Source organism: Vibrio sp. M260121, from assembly GCF_036533715.1.
Taxonomy (GTDB): domain Bacteria; phylum Pseudomonadota; class Gammaproteobacteria; order Enterobacterales; family Vibrionaceae; genus Vibrio.
Window position 1 is genome coordinate 57595 of the sequence record NZ_JATABF010000028.1, and the last position, 15194, is coordinate 72788.

The 15194-nt window shown below is 45.8% G+C and carries 17 protein-coding genes; 8 read left to right on the forward strand and 9 right to left on the reverse strand.

Features of this window, described 5'->3' with window-relative positions; all coding sequences use genetic code 11:
- Nucleotides 1–9: 9 nt before the first annotated feature.
- The 6 genes from QTO06_RS15605 to rpsB all read right to left on the reverse strand — a co-directional run bounded on the left by QTO06_RS15605 (nt 10) and on the right by rpsB (nt 4961).
- A complete protein-coding gene (locus QTO06_RS15605) occupies nt 10–852 on the reverse strand; it encodes a phosphatidate cytidylyltransferase (protein WP_043883305.1) in 843 nt (280 codons plus the stop codon).
- Between the two features lie 12 nt (nt 853–864).
- Nucleotides 865–1620: an isoprenyl transferase gene (locus tag QTO06_RS15610; protein ID WP_005529363.1), complete on the reverse strand. Its 756-nt coding sequence runs from the start codon at nt 1618–1620 to the stop codon at nt 865–867.
- Between the two features lie 96 nt (nt 1621–1716).
- The gene (frr, locus tag QTO06_RS15615) at nt 1717–2274 is read right to left on the reverse strand and encodes a ribosome recycling factor (protein ID WP_005436779.1); all 558 of its coding nucleotides are present in this window, start codon (nt 2272–2274) and stop codon (nt 1717–1719) included.
- A 95-nt stretch (nt 2275–2369) separates the two neighbouring features.
- Entirely contained in the window at nt 2370–3101 is a 732-nt protein-coding gene (gene pyrH, locus QTO06_RS15620; RefSeq protein WP_038891875.1) for a UMP kinase, read from the reverse strand.
- A 154-nt stretch (nt 3102–3255) separates the two neighbouring features.
- Nucleotides 3256–4101, reverse strand: a complete 846-nt coding sequence (gene tsf / locus QTO06_RS15625; RefSeq protein WP_005436775.1) for a translation elongation factor Ts — start codon at nt 4099–4101, stop codon at nt 3256–3258.
- Between the two features lie 131 nt (nt 4102–4232).
- Complete coding sequence (rpsB, locus tag QTO06_RS15630) at nt 4233–4961, reverse strand: 30S ribosomal protein S2 (RefSeq protein ID WP_005529366.1); 729 nt, start codon at nt 4959–4961, stop codon at nt 4233–4235.
- 396 nt (nt 4962–5357) lie between these two features.
- Here rpsB and map point away from each other — a divergent pair, with 396 nt between their 5' ends.
- The 3 genes from map to QTO06_RS15645 all read left to right on the forward strand — a co-directional run bounded on the left by map (nt 5358) and on the right by QTO06_RS15645 (nt 9497).
- A complete protein-coding gene (gene map / locus QTO06_RS15635) occupies nt 5358–6236 on the forward strand; it encodes a type I methionyl aminopeptidase (RefSeq protein WP_005431715.1) in 879 nt (292 codons plus the stop codon).
- A gap of 100 nt (nt 6237–6336) precedes the next feature.
- Nucleotides 6337–8961 carry a bifunctional uridylyltransferase/uridylyl-removing protein GlnD gene (gene glnD / locus QTO06_RS15640; RefSeq protein ID WP_331408816.1) on the forward strand — a complete coding sequence of 875 codons (2625 nt, stop codon included), beginning with the start codon at nt 6337–6339 and terminating at the stop codon, nt 8959–8961.
- A gap of 152 nt (nt 8962–9113) precedes the next feature.
- The gene (locus tag QTO06_RS15645; RefSeq protein WP_005436760.1) at nt 9114–9497 is read left to right on the forward strand and encodes a DUF3461 family protein; all 384 of its coding nucleotides are present in this window, start codon (nt 9114–9116) and stop codon (nt 9495–9497) included.
- Between the two features lie 91 nt (nt 9498–9588).
- On the opposite strand, the gene truC is transcribed toward QTO06_RS15645, so the two are convergent.
- Together truC and QTO06_RS15655 are read right to left on the reverse strand one after the other, a co-directional pair.
- On the reverse strand, nt 9589–10356 hold the full coding sequence (gene truC / locus QTO06_RS15650) for a tRNA pseudouridine(65) synthase TruC (RefSeq protein ID WP_005436758.1): 768 nt from the start codon (nt 10354–10356) through the stop codon (nt 9589–9591).
- Between the two features lie 5 nt (nt 10357–10361).
- A complete protein-coding gene (locus tag QTO06_RS15655; RefSeq protein ID WP_331408817.1) occupies nt 10362–10676 on the reverse strand; it encodes a YqcC family protein in 315 nt (104 codons plus the stop codon).
- A gap of 76 nt (nt 10677–10752) precedes the next feature.
- On the opposite strand from QTO06_RS15655, the gene QTO06_RS15660 reads away from it, so the two are divergent.
- Together QTO06_RS15660 and QTO06_RS15665 are read left to right on the forward strand one after the other, a co-directional pair.
- Nucleotides 10753–11790 carry a DUF3549 family protein gene (locus QTO06_RS15660; protein WP_331408818.1) on the forward strand — a complete coding sequence of 346 codons (1038 nt, stop codon included), beginning with the start codon at nt 10753–10755 and terminating at the stop codon, nt 11788–11790.
- Between the two features lie 13 nt (nt 11791–11803).
- Nucleotides 11804–12103, forward strand: a complete 300-nt coding sequence (locus QTO06_RS15665) for a DUF3301 domain-containing protein (protein WP_009707427.1) — start codon at nt 11804–11806, stop codon at nt 12101–12103.
- Here the strand turns inward: QTO06_RS15665 and QTO06_RS15670 are convergent.
- Nucleotides 12063–12548: a GNAT family N-acetyltransferase gene (locus tag QTO06_RS15670; RefSeq protein WP_010650007.1), complete on the reverse strand. Its 486-nt coding sequence runs from the start codon at nt 12546–12548 to the stop codon at nt 12063–12065. The two genes, QTO06_RS15665 and QTO06_RS15670, sit on opposite strands and share 41 nt — an antisense overlap.
- Nucleotides 12549–13470: 922 nt before the next feature.
- Here QTO06_RS15670 and QTO06_RS15675 point away from each other — a divergent pair.
- The 3 genes from QTO06_RS15675 (at nt 13471) to QTO06_RS15685 (ending at nt 15024) form a co-directional block, all read left to right on the forward strand.
- Complete coding sequence (locus tag QTO06_RS15675; RefSeq protein ID WP_009707429.1) at nt 13471–13764, forward strand: hypothetical protein; 294 nt, start codon at nt 13471–13473, stop codon at nt 13762–13764.
- On the forward strand, nt 13761–14204 hold the full coding sequence (locus QTO06_RS15680; RefSeq protein ID WP_005436748.1) for a YaiI/YqxD family protein: 444 nt from the start codon (nt 13761–13763) through the stop codon (nt 14202–14204). Before QTO06_RS15675 ends, QTO06_RS15680 begins: the two co-directional genes overlap by 4 nt.
- A 94-nt stretch (nt 14205–14298) precedes the next feature.
- Complete coding sequence (locus QTO06_RS15685; protein ID WP_331408819.1) at nt 14299–15024, forward strand: MipA/OmpV family protein; 726 nt, start codon at nt 14299–14301, stop codon at nt 15022–15024.
- Nucleotides 15025–15194 lie beyond the last annotated feature (170 nt).

Sequence of the window (15194 nt, forward strand, 5' to 3'; positions counted from 1 at the left end):
CCCGATAAATTAGAATACGTAGTAAAGAAGAGCAAATACTGGGAAGGCAGCGGTCAGGCTGTCGATACGATCAAGAATACCGCCGTGCCCTGGAATAATATTGCTGCTGTCTTTGATGCCTGAAACACGTTTGAACATGCTTTCTACTAGGTCACCAAGTACGGAAATCACAACCGTAATCAATGTAATGATCACCATGTGAACTGGGCTGGTGAATTGGATATCAAACCAACCTGCGAACAACCAACCAACAATCAATGCTGCGATGATGCCGCCAATCAAACCTTCGATAGTCTTGTTTGGACTCACATGCGGCGCCATTTTACGTTTACCCATGCTTTTACCAGCAAAGTAAGCGCCACTGTCTGCAGCCCATACCAAGAAGCAAACATACAGCACAAGTTTTGCGCCGTGGTATGGATCTACTGAAATATCGGAAGCTCTAAGAATGATCACGCTCCAAAGGAAAGGGATCAAAGTCAGAAAACCAAACACATGACGAAGCGCTTTGCTGCCTTGCCATAGGTTGGTGGTTTTAGGGTAAGTAATGGCCATTGTGCTGGCGATAATCCACCAAACAAAACCGAGCGCTAAAACTGTGTAATGCGGTGTTGCCAGTTGGTTAAGGCTTACTGCATCAGGCGAAATGAATAGAAAACTGAGTCCGGTTACGACAACGGCTGGTACGAGGGCAGCGATGCGTGATTTGCTTTCTGTAAACTGGGTCCACTCCCAAAAACCTAATAGCGTAATCGCCGTCAAAGCGATGATGAAGCCGATTAGGGGTAATTTAAAAATACCTAAAATTACAAGGGGAGCTAAAATTAGTGCTGTTATTATTCTCTGTTTCAAACTAACTAGTCCTTATTGAGCAGCCATCAATGCCTTTACTTGCTCGCCAGTACAACCAAAGCGACGCTCTCGGTTAATAAACCAAGTTACAGCTTCTACTAAGCTGTCTTCGCCAAACTCTGGCCAGTACTCCGGAGTAAAGTACATTTCAGCATACGCCATTTGCCACAGCATGAAGTTACTAATGCGACACTCTCCACTTGTACGGATCAAAAGATCCACTTCTGGAAGGTCTGCCATTGTTAGATGCTGGGTAATCAGCTGCTCATTGATATCCTCTACACGGATCTCACCGTTACGCGCTTTTAACGCCAACGTTTTTGCCGCCTCTGTGATATCCCATTTGCCGCCATAGTTAGCCGCAATGTTAATCACCATACCCGTGTTGTTTGCCGTCAGTGCTTCTGCTTCCGCAATTTTACCTTGCAGTCGCTCACTAAAGCGGCTGGTATCACCAATGACACGCAGGCGTAAGTTGTTTTTATGCAGCTTTTTCACTTCGCTAGAAAGTACCGAAATGAACAGCTCCATCAACAGGCCCACTTCTTCCTCAGGACGACGCCAGTTTTCACTACTAAAAGCGAACAACGTCATGGCTTTAATACCGAGTTTAGAAGCTGCAGCAACGGTCTTGCGAACGGCGTTAACGCCTTTTTTATGACCGAATACGCGAGGTTTTCCTTTGGACTTAGCCCAACGGCCATTACCGTCCATAATGATGGCAATATGCTTAGGGAGGGAATCAGAGAAGGCTTGAGAATTTTGCATAGGGAGTTAATTGAGTTCCATCAGTTGGATAGACTAACACAAAAAAACGCTGCACTGTGAGCACAGCGTTTTCCAACAGTGATGTGGGTGGGAGTATTAAACTTCCATCAACTCTTTTTCTTTAGCAGCAAGAACTTCGTCGATCTTCTTAACTGCTACGTCAGTCAGTTTTTGAATTTCGTCTTGTGCTTTACGATCTTCGTCTTCAGAGATTTCTTTATCTTTTAGAAGACCTTTTAGGTCGCTGTTTGCGTCACGACGGATGTTACGAACAGCAACACGTGCGCCTTCAGCTTCACCACGAACAATCTTAACTAGGTCTTTACGACGCTCTTCTGTTAGCGGTGGAAGTGGAACGCGGATGATTGTGCCAGCAGACATTGGGTTTAGGCCAAGGTCAGACATCATGATCGCTTTTTCAACTTTTTGAGTCAGTTCTTTGTCGAAAACTGTGATTGCTAGAGTACGAGCGTCTTCTGCAACAACGTTTGCTACTTGGTTAAGAGGAGTAGGAGCACCGTAGTACTCTACAGAGATACCAGATAGTAGGCTTGGGTGCGCGCGGCCAGTACGAACTTTAGAAAGGTTGTTCTTTAGCGCTTCAACGCTTTTGTCCATGCGCTCTTGCGCGTCTTTATTGATTTCGTTAATCACGGTTTCACCTTAAAAATGTCATCTTTCCTGAAGAAAGCCTAAAAGGGTTGAGCAAAGCGAAACGCCATCCAACCTAGCGTGGATGGCGTTTAGGATTATGCGTCAGCGTTGATCAGCGTGCCTTCAGCTTCACCCATAACCACGCGACGTAGTGCGCCTGGTTTGTTCATGTTAAATACACGGATTGGCATTTTGTGGTCACGAGCAAGTGTGAACGCAGCCAAATCCATTACTTTCAGTTCTTTATCCAGAACTTCATTGTAAGATAGCTTATCATACAGCTCTGCGTCTGGGTTTGCTACTGGGTCAGCAGTAAATACGCCATCAACTTTCGTTGCTTTTAGCACTACGTCAGCTTCGATTTCGATACCGCGTAGACACGCTGCTGAATCTGTAGTGAAGAATGGGTTACCAGTACCTGCAGAGAAGATTACTACACGGCCTTGGCGAAGTTCGCGGATAGCGTCTGCCCAATTGTAGTCGTCACACACGCCTTTTAGAGGAATTGCAGACATTACACGAGCGTTTACGTAAGCACGGTGAAGTGCATCACGCATTGCTAGACCGTTCATTACTGTTGCAAGCATACCCATGTGGTCGCCTACTACACGGTTCATACCCGCTTCCGCAAGACCAGCACCACGGAACAGGTTACCACCGCCGATTACCACACCAACTTGAACACCCAGTTCAACCAGCTCTTTCACTTCTTGAGCCATACGGTCAAGAACCGCTGGGTCAATACCAAAACCTTCTTCGCCTTGAAGAGCTTCACCACTCAGTTTTAATAGAATACGTTGATACGCTGGTTTAGGGTTCGTAGTCATGGAGTTTACCTTCCAAAAGAGAGTTGTCGATTAACAGTCATGAATAGACACAAGGTGACTTATAGCTATTCATCACGGCTAAGTTTTTGCCGCTCTTTTCGTAAAAAGACCGCAGCCTTGGCCACGGTCTAATATTTACACAAGTCGCTAAGGATTAACCTTTTTGAGCTAGTGCTACTTCTTCTGCGAAGCTCATTTCAGCTGCTTTCTCGATACCTTCACCTACTTCTAGGCGAACGAATGTAGCAACAGAAGCACCTTTCTCTTTTAGCATTTCGCCAACAGATTTCTTAGGTTCCATGATGAAAGCTTGACCAGTTAGAGAGATTTCGCCAGTGAATTTCTTCATGCGGCCGATAACCATCTTCTCAGCGATCTCTTGTGGCTTGCCTTCGTTCATAGCGATTTCAACTTGAACTTCTTTCTCTTTAGCAACTACGTCAGCTGGTACGTCTTCTGGGTTAACGAACTCAGGCTTAGAAGCAGCAACGTGCATTGCAACGTGCTTAAGAGTTTCTGCGTCGCCTTCACCAGCAACAACAACACCGATTTTCTCACCGTGACGGTAAGAAGCGATTGCAGTACCTTCAACGTAAGCAACGCGACGGATGTTGATGTTTTCGCCGATTTTAGCAACTAGAGCTACGCGCTCTTCTTCGAACTTAGCAACTAGCTCTTCAGCAGTAGCTTTAGTCGCTAGAGCGTCAAGTGCTACTTTGTCTGCGAATGCAGTGAAGTTACCGTCTTTAGCAACGAAGTCAGTTTGGCAGTTAACTTCAAGAAGAACAGCAACGCCGTTTTCTTCTTTGATGATGATTGCGCCTTCAGCTGCAACGTTACCAGCTTTTTTAGCTGCTTTCGCTGCGCCTGATTTACGCATGTTTTCAATTGCTAGTTCGATGTCAGCGTTTGCTTCTACAAGCGCTTTCTTACATTCCATCATGCCAGCGCCAGTGCGCTCGCGAAGTTCTTTAACTAGAGCAGCAGTTACAGTTGCCATTCTCTATTCCTCGTTTGATTCGAAATAAGGTAAAAAACAGGGGCCTACATTGTCGGCCCCCATTGCTAACTATAACTCAGTCTATGCTACAACAAGGTTTCACATAAACTAAGTGTGACACAGAGCCGTTATTATTCAGCTTCTACGAAACCGTCTTTTTCAGCAACTGCTGCAACGTCTTTGTTGCGACCTTCAGACACTGCAGATGCTGCAGCGTTTAGGTATAGTTGAACTGCGCGGATCGCGTCGTCGTTACCTGGGATGATGTAGTCAACGCCGTCTGGGTTAGAGTTAGTATCTACCACAGCGTATACTGGAATACCTAGGTTGTTAGCTTCTTTAATTGCAATGTGCTCGTGATCAGCGTCGATTACGAATAGAGCGTCTGGTAGGCCGCCCATATCTTTGATACCACCAAGAGATTTCTCTAGCTTCTCCATTTCACGAGTACGCATTAGAGCTTCTTTCTTAGTTAGTTTTTCGAAAGTACCGTCTTGTGCTTGTGCTTCGAAATCTTTTAGACGCTTGATTGACTGACGAACTGTTTTGTAGTTCGTTAGCATGCCGCCCAACCAACGGTTGTTAACGTAGTATTGGTTGCTTGCGATTGCAGCTTCTTTAACAGCTTCAGATGCAGCGCGCTTGGTACCTACGAATAGAACTTTACCTTTCTTCTCGCCAACTTTAGCTAATTCAGCTAGAGCTTCGTTGAACATTGGTACAGTTTTTTCTAGGTTGATGATGTGAACGCGGTTACGAGCACCAAAGATGAATGGCTTCATTTTTGGGTTCCAGTAACGAGTTTGGTGACCGAAGTGAACACCAGCTTTCAGCATATCGCGCATTGATACAGTTGCCATTTTAAAATCCTCTATGGGGTTAGGCCTCCACATCCCCCATAATTCCGACCAAGCTTCAGCTCAGCACCCCGGAACATGTGACGGAATGTGTGTGATTTAAAGATAAAAGTTAATCGGAAGAAGCCTGCTTCGCCACTTCTCTAACGAAAAGTAAAGAGAACAGTCCTCGATTCCGGCGCGCTTTATACCATATTTTAGCCCAACATGGCTAGTAAAAATTGTTTCTTACAATTCTAATTTACCTATCACACTCACCCCTACTCTCTCTTAAATTCCATGACTAGACTACAAGTAAGAATGACTCATATTCTTAACTGGCTTGGGTTAACTGCAAGATGTCTGATAGAATGCGCGCATTCGCACGTTTGCGTGCTTACGAATAAATAGAGAAAGCCAATGTCAATCAAGATTAAAACTGCTGAAGAAATCGAACGCATGCGTATTGCGGGCAAGCTAGCCGCAGATACTCTAGAAATGATCGAACCCCATATTAAAGCGGGTGTGACGACAGACGAATTAAACCAAATCTGTCACGATTACGCTCTAGAGCGAGGCGCTTACTCTGCACCGCTTGATTACCATGGATTCCCTAAATCAATCTGTACGTCAATCAACCACATCGTTTGTCACGGTATTCCTGCGGCGCAAGACGAAAAAGGTGCAAACGGCCAAATGAAGCCCGCTGTACTTAAAGATGGCGACATCATCAACGTTGATATCACGGTTATCGTTCCTAACGATGAAAACGCAGATCTAAGCGTTCGTCCACAAGGCTACCACGGTGACACGTCTAAAATGTTCCTAGTGGGCGATGTATCTCCAGCAAATAAACGTTTGTGTATGGTTGCTCAAGAGTCTCTGTACATCGGTATGCGTCAAGTTAAGCCTGGTGCAACGGTTGGTGATATCGGTACAGCAATCGAGAAGTACATCAAAGAGAACAACAAGAACAACCCACGCAACAAGTTCTCTATCGTGAAAGACTTCTGTGGTCACGGCATCGGTGATGAGTTCCACGAAGAGCCACAAGTGGTTCACTACAAGAACAAAGACCGCCGCGTACTAAAAGAAGGCATGTGTTTTACTATCGAGCCAATGATCAACGCGGGTAAATTCGGTTGTACTGTTGATGCTCAAGATGATTGGACGGTTTACACTGGTGACGGTAAGAACTCTGCGCAGTGGGAACACACTATCGTGGTAACCAAAGAAGGTTGTGAAGTGCTTACACTTCGCAGCGACGATACCATTCCACGTATGATGAAAAACGTTTAATCACCCATCACTTTCCATATCCCCGCCCATGCGGGGATATTTTTTATCTGCAGCAAATTTGTTAGATTGCTAATAGTTTTAGCTTGCACGGATAGCAAATATGACCCTTCAGTCACCTCTTACGTTTACCGATGAACAGATAAACATCGGCGAACTTAAGCAAGAACTCGAAAAATTCAGTTCATACCAAAAAGAAGAATTTCTACAGCACCACCCTGTGACCAACCTTGTTTTGTCACGCGCTGAGTACATGGATTTACTCCTCAATCGTTTATGGCAACACTTCGGATTCAAAGACATACATAATATTTCCTTAGTTGCCGTCGGTGGTTACGGACGTGGTGAATTACATCCTCTGTCTGATATCGACATTTTGATTCTGTCGCAGAACAAGCTGCCAAACGCTCTGGAAGCTAAAATCAGTGAGTTCATTACCCTATTGTGGGATTTACGCCTAGAAGTCGGCCACGCAGTGCGCACTGTGGATGAATGTGCAGAGATTGGACGTTCAGACTTAACCGTTGCCACGAACCTGCAAGAAGCGCGTTTGCTTTGCGGCAGTGAAGACACTTTCCAAGCCTTAAAGAAAGTAGTGCTATCTGATTCTTTCTGGCCAAGCGAAACTTTTTACCGTGCCAAGATTCAAGAGCAGCGTGAACGCCACGCGCGCTACCATGACACCACCTACAATCTTGAACCCGACATTAAGTCGACCCCAGGCGGTCTACGTGATATTCACACTTTAAGCTGGGTGGCACGACGTCACTTCGGTGCGACCTCATTGTTGGAGATGAGTCGCTACGGATTCTTAACCGATGCGGAATACCGCGAGCTGGTTGAATGTCAGGATTTCCTATGGCGTGTACGTTTTGCCCTGCATATAGAGCTGCGTCGTTACGACAACCGATTAACTTTTGCTCATCAGGCACAAGTCGCTGAGCACCTTGGCTACGTTGGAGAAGGTAACCGAGGCGTCGAGATGATGATGAAGGAGTTCTACCGTACCCTTCGTCGTGTGGCAGAGTTGAATAAGATGCTACTCAAGCTGTTCGATCAAGCGATCATCAATGGTGGCGCTTCCGAGGATGCAGAAATCATCGATGAAGATTTCCAACGTCGTGGCGCACTGATCGAAGCACGCAAACCAGCACTCTTCCAAGCACGCCCAGAAACAATTTTAGATATGTTCCTGCACATCGCCAATGATTCGAGTATTGAAGGCGTAAGCCCTCCAACGTTGCGTCAGTTACGTACTGCGCGTCGTCGATTAAACAAGTTCTTGCACACTATTCCAGAAGCACGTGAAAAATTTATGGCGCTGTGCCGTCATCCAAATGCACTGCATAAGGCGTTCAGTCTAATGCACAAGCTTGGCGTACTGGCGGCGTATCTTCCGCAATGGAGCCAAATTGTCGGCCAGATGCAATTCGACCTATTCCATGTATATACCGTGGATGAGCACAGTATTCGTCTACTCAAGCACATTAACACCTTCAGCTACGCAGAGAACCACAGTAAACACCCAATTTGCTGCGAAGTTTATCCTCGAATTCAGAAGAAAGAGCTACTGATTCTGGCCGCGATTTTCCACGACATCGGTAAAGGACGTGGTGGTGACCATTCGGTGATCGGCGAAGGTGAGGCATATGATTTCTGTATTGAGCACGGCTTGTCTAAGCCAGAAGCGAAATTGGTAAGTTGGCTAGTAAGGCATCACTTATTGATGTCCGTGACGGCTCAACGCCGAGACATTTACGACCCGGACGTGATCACCGAATTTGCTAAGCAAGTGCGTGATGAAGAGTACCTTGAGTACCTTGTGTGTCTGACGGTAGCCGATATCTGCGCGACCAACCCTGAGCTTTGGAACAGCTGGAAACGTACCTTGCTCGCAGAGTTATTCTATTCCACCCAACGTGCGCTGCGCCGTGGCCTAGAAAACCCTGTAGATGTGCGTGAACGTATTCGTCATAACCAACAAATGGCCTCTGCCCTATTACGCAAAGAAGGCTTCTCTGCTCGTGAAATTGAAGTACTGTGGCAGCGCTTTAAAGCCGATTACTTCTTGCGTCATACCCACAAGCAAATCGCTTGGCACTGCGAACATTTACTTCATATGGAAGATCCAAGTAAACCGTTGGTTCTGATCAGTAAGAAAGCCACACGTGGCGGTACTGAAGTGTTCGTCTACAGCCCGGACCAACCGGCGTTGTTTGCTACTGTCGTTGCTGAGCTTGACCGTCGCAACTTTAACGTACACGACGCACAAATCATGACCAGTAAAGATGGTTATGTACTCGATACCTTTATGGTACTGGACCAACACGGTAAAGCGATTGAAGAAGGTCGTCACAGCGCAGTGACCAAACACATTACGCACGTACTGGAAGATGGCCGTCCGACGAAAATTAAGACGCGCCGTACACCAAACAAACTTCAGCATTTCAACGTAAAAACCAAAGTCGACTTCCTGCCAACCAAGAGCAAAAAACGCACTTTGATGGAGTTTGTCGCTCTCGATACACCAGGGCTTCTGGCGAAAGTCGGCCGTACCTTTGCTGACTTGGGCATTAACCTCCATGCAGCAAAAATCACCACCATTGGTGAGCGCGCTGAAGACTTGTTTATTCTGACGAGTGAAGCCGGCGGCAGGCTCAGTGAAGAGCAACAAGACGAGCTGCGTGAAAAGCTGATTGAAAAACTCTCTGACCCAGTTTCGGCTTGAGAGAAAACCAGCGCTTGATCAACAACTAAGGTGGGCAAGAACGATAGCGATCTTGCCCACAAGTTGAGCAATTTGACTAAATATCAGCTATCTAGCTCATAAATGGGCTGCTACAGTTGTATGGACTCCAATTCAATACACAGAGGTAGCCTATGTATCCACACCTCACTGGTTTGGGCATCCATGACCCAAAACAGATTGAACGTTACTCCCTGCGCCAAGAAGCACACAAAGACGTCCTAAAGATCTACTTTCACAAACAGAAAGGCGAGTTTTTCGCTAAGAGTGTGAAGTTCAAATACCCACGCCAAGTTAAAAATGTATTAGTAGATAGCGGCAGTCATAAATACAAAGAAGTAACCGAAATCAACCGTAACCTGACGCTTGTGATCGATGAGCTAAACAAGATCACTAAGCCTGTGAAAGTGGCTGAAGTGGATGTAAAAGAAAAGATTCTCTCTGATCTTCGTCACTTGGAGAAAGTCGTTTCCAGCAAGATCGCCGAGATCGAAGCGGATCTAGAAAAGCTGAAATAAAACATTAAGACTGAAAAATTAAAAAGGGGTTGGTACCGATACCAACCCCTTTCTTTGTTTAATACAGCGAATAGCGGATCAACCTAACCGCTTATTGCACCAACGATGCATCCCACTCAAATCTCGCAAATAACTGCTGCCAAGTTTCATCGATATTGGCTTTCATCACGATTTCTTCATCGGTAAACGGATGCACAAAGCGCAACTCTGATGCATGCAGCAACAGTCGATGAGAGTCGAATTCGGTACGGTACAACTTGTTGTGCTTGCCATCACCGTGTGTCGTATCACCAACGATTGGATGACGTAGGTGAGCCATGTGACGACGCAACTGATGCTTACGCCCAGTCTTTGGCTTCATTTCCATCAAACAGTATCGTGTGGTCGGGAACTTGCCTGTTGAATAAGGAACTTCCACTTTTGCTAGCGGTTTATATGCCGTTACTGCTTCTTGTGCTTCTTTCTCTTGCGAAGCAAACTTATCGGCAATCTTATCGAGTTCGACTTTCAGAGCGTAATCCAGTACGCCTTCTTCCTCGATCCAGCCTCGAACGATCGCATGATAGGTTTTCTCCATCTTGTGCTCAGCAAACATAGGCATGACTTGTGAAGCAACTTCGCTGGATAAAGCAAACACAAGTACACCTGAGGTTGGGCGATCCAAACGATGCAGTGGAAACACATGCTGACCAATTTGATCGCGCAGCGTTTGCATCACGAATTGAGTCTCATGCTTATCCAACCAACTACGGTGCACGAGCATTCCGGCAGGTTTGTTGACCGCAACAAAGTACTCGTCCTGATAAACGATCTCTAATACAACGGGTTCAACGGATGGTGATGTTTCTTGTTCTGACATTGAGGTTACTTACATAGTTCGTCGATGGTTCGAATAGTCACTAATAGCTCGGCGTAATGCGGCTCTTGTTTCCACGCTTCTGCAAAATACGGCTCAATAGAAAAGCCACGTGGCAAAGGTTGGTTACTTTCCACTAACGCATGCATACGGGCAATAAAGATCCACTGCAGCCACTCATGCGGGTGAAGTGTATCAATAGCAAATGGTTCCGTACTTTGCAGTGCTTTTTCCGATGGCATAGTGTGCTGCCACAGATCATGATGGCGCAATTGTGCTTCAAGTTGTTGAAGTAAGTCGACCAATTGGGTGTTTGTTGCCATTAATTCCGCCTCGAACCTTGAATTAGCCGAGAATGATACCATTTCTTGTGAAAAGAACATTAGGATGTCGTATTTAATGGAAAACATTCAGACCCTCACTCAGCTGTTAAATAACAGCCATTGTGAATATCAAATCTTCGACCTTGGTCGTCGTATCAAAACCATCGATGCACAAGTGTTTGCGGATGTGGAAAAAGGCCAGTGCCCTTACCCATTCCCAATGCAGCGTAAAGCGCACCTCGCAATCGCGTACTGGAATGAGCAAAAGCAGCCTTGGATTTGGTTTCTAAAGTTTGAGCTGGATGAGCGTGGTTTGCTTAAGCAATCCGACATCGGAAACTTCATTAAATACGTCGTTGAAGCGATGGGTACTCGCCTGAGTGAGGAAATGTCGGAAGAGCAACAACAAAAGCTTTCTAACAACCCATACACGTTTAAACCTGCAGAAGAAAAGATGGCTGTCTTCCACAGCCAAGTTCGCGCGAACTTAGACTTACCCACCAGCCAGTATTACGAGCACACTCAGCACTACTTTACCGGTGACCTAGGTTGGGACAACTGGCAAACGGTTGGTCTGCAAGGCATCACTGATATTGCCGCACGCCTGGGCAAAGAACAAAATGCCGTGACTTTGCGTATAGCGCTTAACCACTTGCCTAATGAACCACTTTACGCCCTACTCGGCGCGCTTGAACATGTCGACCTACAAGAACGTTTGGCTGAGCGCATTGCCGAGAAAGCGCAGCAAGAAATCGAAAGCAACGAACCTGACTTGTTCTTACTTTCTGCTCTGATTCGAGCTCTGGCGGGTGCACCGATCAAGGTGTCACAGCCCATCTTAACAATGATTTTGCAAAGCCCGCGCTTGAGTCACCAAGAAGTGTTGATCGGTATCGCTGGCCGTACTTGGCACTTATTAGCCAACGCAGATATCGCTGAACAATTTTTGCTGCGCCTCGCACAAACGGGTAACCAAGCCCTATTTAATCAGTTGTTTGCCGATTTAGTTATGCTTCCAGAGCTAAGAATGGTATTGCTACCTTTGTTGCACTCTAGCCCATCGGAAGAGCTAGCGACGGCATTAGTCAAACTGCAGCAAGCAACAAAGGGATAATGAAGGATTAGGGATGATCGGTGACCTACTAGCCATTTTAGGACTGTGCTTTTTTTGTTTTTTGTTTTGGCAACAACGACGTCAGTCAGAGTTGGCAAAAGCGGCTATTTCGCGTAAGTGTGATCAATTAGATTTGCAATTAGTCAGCATTGCATTTGGTGCGCATAAATTGAAAACGCCAGACGGAATCTGGCGTTGGCATACAGTGTATCAATTTGAGTTTTCATCCCTTGGTGATGACTGCTACCAAGGTGAGTTAACGATGATCGGGTTTAGGCCGCTGAACTTTCACCTACCGCCACATCGCTTGTGAATTCCATTTCAAAGTAAGGGCCGTAAAGGTCCTTGCTTTCTCTTTTCTTCGTAAATCCCAGTTTTTCCAGTACTGCCATGGATGCTTCGTGGTGGCTATTCACACTTGCTTTGACTTTGTGCAGCCCAAGCTCACGGCACGCTTTCGGGAAAAACGCCTTTAGCGCTTCTGTCGCTAACCCTTTGCCCCAATAAGCCTTATCAAAGATAAAACCTAGCTCTGGTTCATGATCTAGGTTTGAAATGAACACGTGTCCCATGTAATCACGGCTTGTACTCTCAAGCACCGCCATACTGTGGACATTCTCATCATCCAAGATCTTCTCAAACAACTGTTTGGCAGAAGATACGGTATGAGGTCCATTCATCTCTGCGCGGTTTTTAGCGCAGCAATTTAACATCACGAACTCTAGTTGCAACGACTCATTGTAGGGTAGAAGAAGCATTCTTCTGGTTACTATGGTCACATCTGTTCCTTGATTACAGCAAACTTAATTTATCCACATAGCAAAATTCAATAACGATAGTTTTGTTATCGCTTTGACATTGTTATGCGGTACATAACGCCATTTAGAGAAGCCGAAAGTTAAACCAACTGATTGGAAAGGATATTGATCTGGATTGTTTTTTATTCAGTGTTGTAAGGAATTTATAAATAATGTGATATTGACACTTTTAATTATTTTAAGTTATGTAAGTGCCAAAATAAGAAAGACCCCGACACTAGCGTATCGGGGCCATAGTCTTACTCGCAGCAGTCCGGCTACTAATTAGTGCTCCATGCATCATCCATAATAGTGGCTGAATCCGTCAGCTTAGTCCTTACGTCGCCGTCCTAGCGGTGTCCTTATCATCCTGATTGCTAACATTCCCCGTTAGCACACATCACTTGTTCCTTGAGCGGTGTCCTTTGCATCGTCCTGATGCTGTCCTTACCTCAATCCAATGAGGGGTCCATTGTCTATCCTTAGTCATCAACATCCTATTGATGAATGTATCCTTACAATGTCCTACGCTCCTTGCTTGATCACTCATCCTGAATAATCAAATCGTCGTCCTGACGATGACCAAATCCTTGGTGCTTTCCTGTTCCATGTCTGCTTCCTGCCGACAAGGTTTAATTTACGCTTTTCCCTTTAAATCACAATCTACCCGAGAAAATCTTTTGTTGAAAAACTTCGTTAACAGCATGTTAAAATGATATTTTTCATGTACTTAAATGCAAAGCATTCTGTTTGGCTGATGACGAAATCGTTTTCTCTCACAACCCGTGTGAGAGATCTCGCACAAGGCACTGCCGAAATTGCTATTCGCTAAAATCAACCGCGCAAAGTATGATGATAGAAGTCATTTTAGTAGGGACAAATTATGTTAACTCAAGACGTCACTAAAGAGCTGGAAGCCGTGATGGAGCAGCTACAACAGCAAGGCAAAGAGCCCACTGTGGCTCTGGTCAAAGCACGAATGAAAACGCCCGTGCCGATGCCTGCATTAATCGCAACCATCAAAAGTTGGAAGAGCGCAAACCGTATCCCTAAAGTGGAAGTAGCGGTGCAAACTCCGAAAGAAGAAGATCGCATTGTTGCGCTGGAGAATACCGTGGCGAAGTTGGTTGCTCGAGTAGAGGAACTGGAAGCAAAACTCAATGAGAAAACATCATGAAGCTGTGGGTAGATGCGGATGCTTGTCCGAAAGTAATCAGAGAGACGATTGTACGCGCCGCTGAGCGCACAGGCGTTGAATGTACATTTGTAGCCAACCATGTGGTCCCTGTACCTAAACGAGCCAATATCCACTCCTTGCAAGTCCCTGCTGGCTTTGATATTGCCGACAATGAAATTGTTCGTCGTGTCGAAGCCAATGACTTAGTAATCACCTCTGATATCCCATTGGCAGACGAAGTGATCAGCAAAGGTGCTCAAGCACTGAGCTCACGAGGCGAGTTATACACCAAAGACACCATCAAAGCGCGCTTGAATATCCGTGATTTCATGGACACCATGCGCTCAAGTGGCATTCAGACTGGCGGCCCTGCAGCTTTGTCTCAAACGGAGCGCAGAGAGTTCGCTAACCACCTCGATAGAATCCTTGCCAAGCGTTGATTGCGCCTCCCCCTCGCATGAAAATCATTCGTTGATGAAATAGGAATCACAAAACTCCGTTCTTTGTTGTTAGAACAAGAACGGAGTTTTATTTATGAAGTCACGGATTGCCTTTTCTCTCACTTTGCTTTTATCGAGCCCTCTTTCATTGGCTAACAATGAGTCTTTTGGCATTGTTGGCGGCAGCGCCACCTATGGCGAAAGCGTGTTTTCCATCAAAGACACCCCTCAATTTGGCGCAACACCGAATCTGTTTTATTCAGGGCCGATAGGTTTTATCGATGGCAGCTTAGCCAACTGGCAAGCGTTACCCTACGTAGGCGTATCGGCCAATTGGCGTTTTGCAGAAGTCTCCGATACCTTTGCCGATTTGCCAAATGGCATCAACGACCGCGATGGTAATGGCGAGCTTGGTATTACCTTAGGAACGGTTGGCGCGAGACTGACTTATTTGCATGATGTCACTTCAGAACACAATGGCTATGAAGTTCAATTGCATCTCGGTCGGACGTTAGAAACTTGGTTGCCACCTTTTACCCTGACTCCATATCTTGAAGTCGACTATCGTGACAAAAAACTCTCTCACCACCTCTACAGTGTCTCTGCACAAGAGGCCGCTGCATCTGGGTTAAACGAGTTCAAAGCCGACTCTACTTTTGTTTATCAAGCGGGAATTATCGGTTTGTATGAGTTCACACCATCTTGGATTGGCATTTCTAAAGCTGAGTTTGTGCATCACGATAGCGACAGCCCTTTAATTCAGCGTGATGTGGGATGGTCGTTTGAAGTCGGCCTAACTTATCGCTTCTCCGGACTTTAAACAAAAAAGCCTGCGATAGACGCCTGTCTCTTGATCACAAGTCTAGTGATCAAGAGACATTGCGAGCTCGTAGCCTTCAAGGATGGTTTGCAGTTTAAACCATCCTTCCCAAAGTGCCTTTATTGAAGCTCTGCCCGTCCTCTTGGTATCTTTCCAACCACCTAATTTGG

What these genes read in the sequence shown, in the direction of transcription:
- QTO06_RS15610 (WP_005529363.1), bottom strand. Translation starts at nt 1,620, where the DNA reads ATGCAAAATTCTCAAGCCTTCTCTGATTCCCTCCCTAAGCATATTGCC.
- QTO06_RS15670 (WP_010650007.1), bottom strand. Translation starts at nt 12,548, where the DNA reads ATGCTTCTTCTACCCTACAATGAGTCGTTGCAACTAGAGTTCGTGATG.
- rpsB (WP_005529366.1), bottom strand. Translation starts at nt 4,961, where the DNA reads ATGGCAACTGTATCAATGCGCGATATGCTGAAAGCTGGTGTTCACTTC.
- truC (WP_005436758.1), bottom strand. Translation starts at nt 10,356, where the DNA reads ATGTCAGAACAAGAAACATCACCATCCGTTGAACCCGTTGTATTAGAG.
- pyrH (WP_038891875.1), bottom strand. Translation starts at nt 3,101, where the DNA reads ATGACTACGAACCCTAAACCAGCGTATCAACGTATTCTATTAAAACTG.
- tsf (WP_005436775.1), bottom strand. Translation starts at nt 4,101, where the DNA reads ATGGCAACTGTAACTGCTGCTCTAGTTAAAGAACTTCGCGAGCGCACT.
- glnD (WP_331408816.1), top strand. Translation starts at nt 6,337, where the DNA reads ATGACCCTTCAGTCACCTCTTACGTTTACCGATGAACAGATAAACATC.
- QTO06_RS15680 (WP_005436748.1), top strand. Translation starts at nt 13,761, where the DNA reads ATGAAGCTGTGGGTAGATGCGGATGCTTGTCCGAAAGTAATCAGAGAG.
- QTO06_RS15665 (WP_009707427.1), top strand. Translation starts at nt 11,804, where the DNA reads ATGATCGGTGACCTACTAGCCATTTTAGGACTGTGCTTTTTTTGTTTT.
- QTO06_RS15685 (WP_331408819.1), top strand. Translation starts at nt 14,299, where the DNA reads ATGAAGTCACGGATTGCCTTTTCTCTCACTTTGCTTTTATCGAGCCCT.
- map (WP_005431715.1), top strand. Translation starts at nt 5,358, where the DNA reads ATGTCAATCAAGATTAAAACTGCTGAAGAAATCGAACGCATGCGTATT.
- QTO06_RS15675 (WP_009707429.1), top strand. Translation starts at nt 13,471, where the DNA reads ATGTTAACTCAAGACGTCACTAAAGAGCTGGAAGCCGTGATGGAGCAG.
- QTO06_RS15645 (WP_005436760.1), top strand. Translation starts at nt 9,114, where the DNA reads ATGTATCCACACCTCACTGGTTTGGGCATCCATGACCCAAAACAGATT.
- QTO06_RS15660 (WP_331408818.1), top strand. Translation starts at nt 10,753, where the DNA reads ATGGAAAACATTCAGACCCTCACTCAGCTGTTAAATAACAGCCATTGT.
- QTO06_RS15655 (WP_331408817.1), bottom strand. Translation starts at nt 10,676, where the DNA reads ATGGCAACAAACACCCAATTGGTCGACTTACTTCAACAACTTGAAGCA.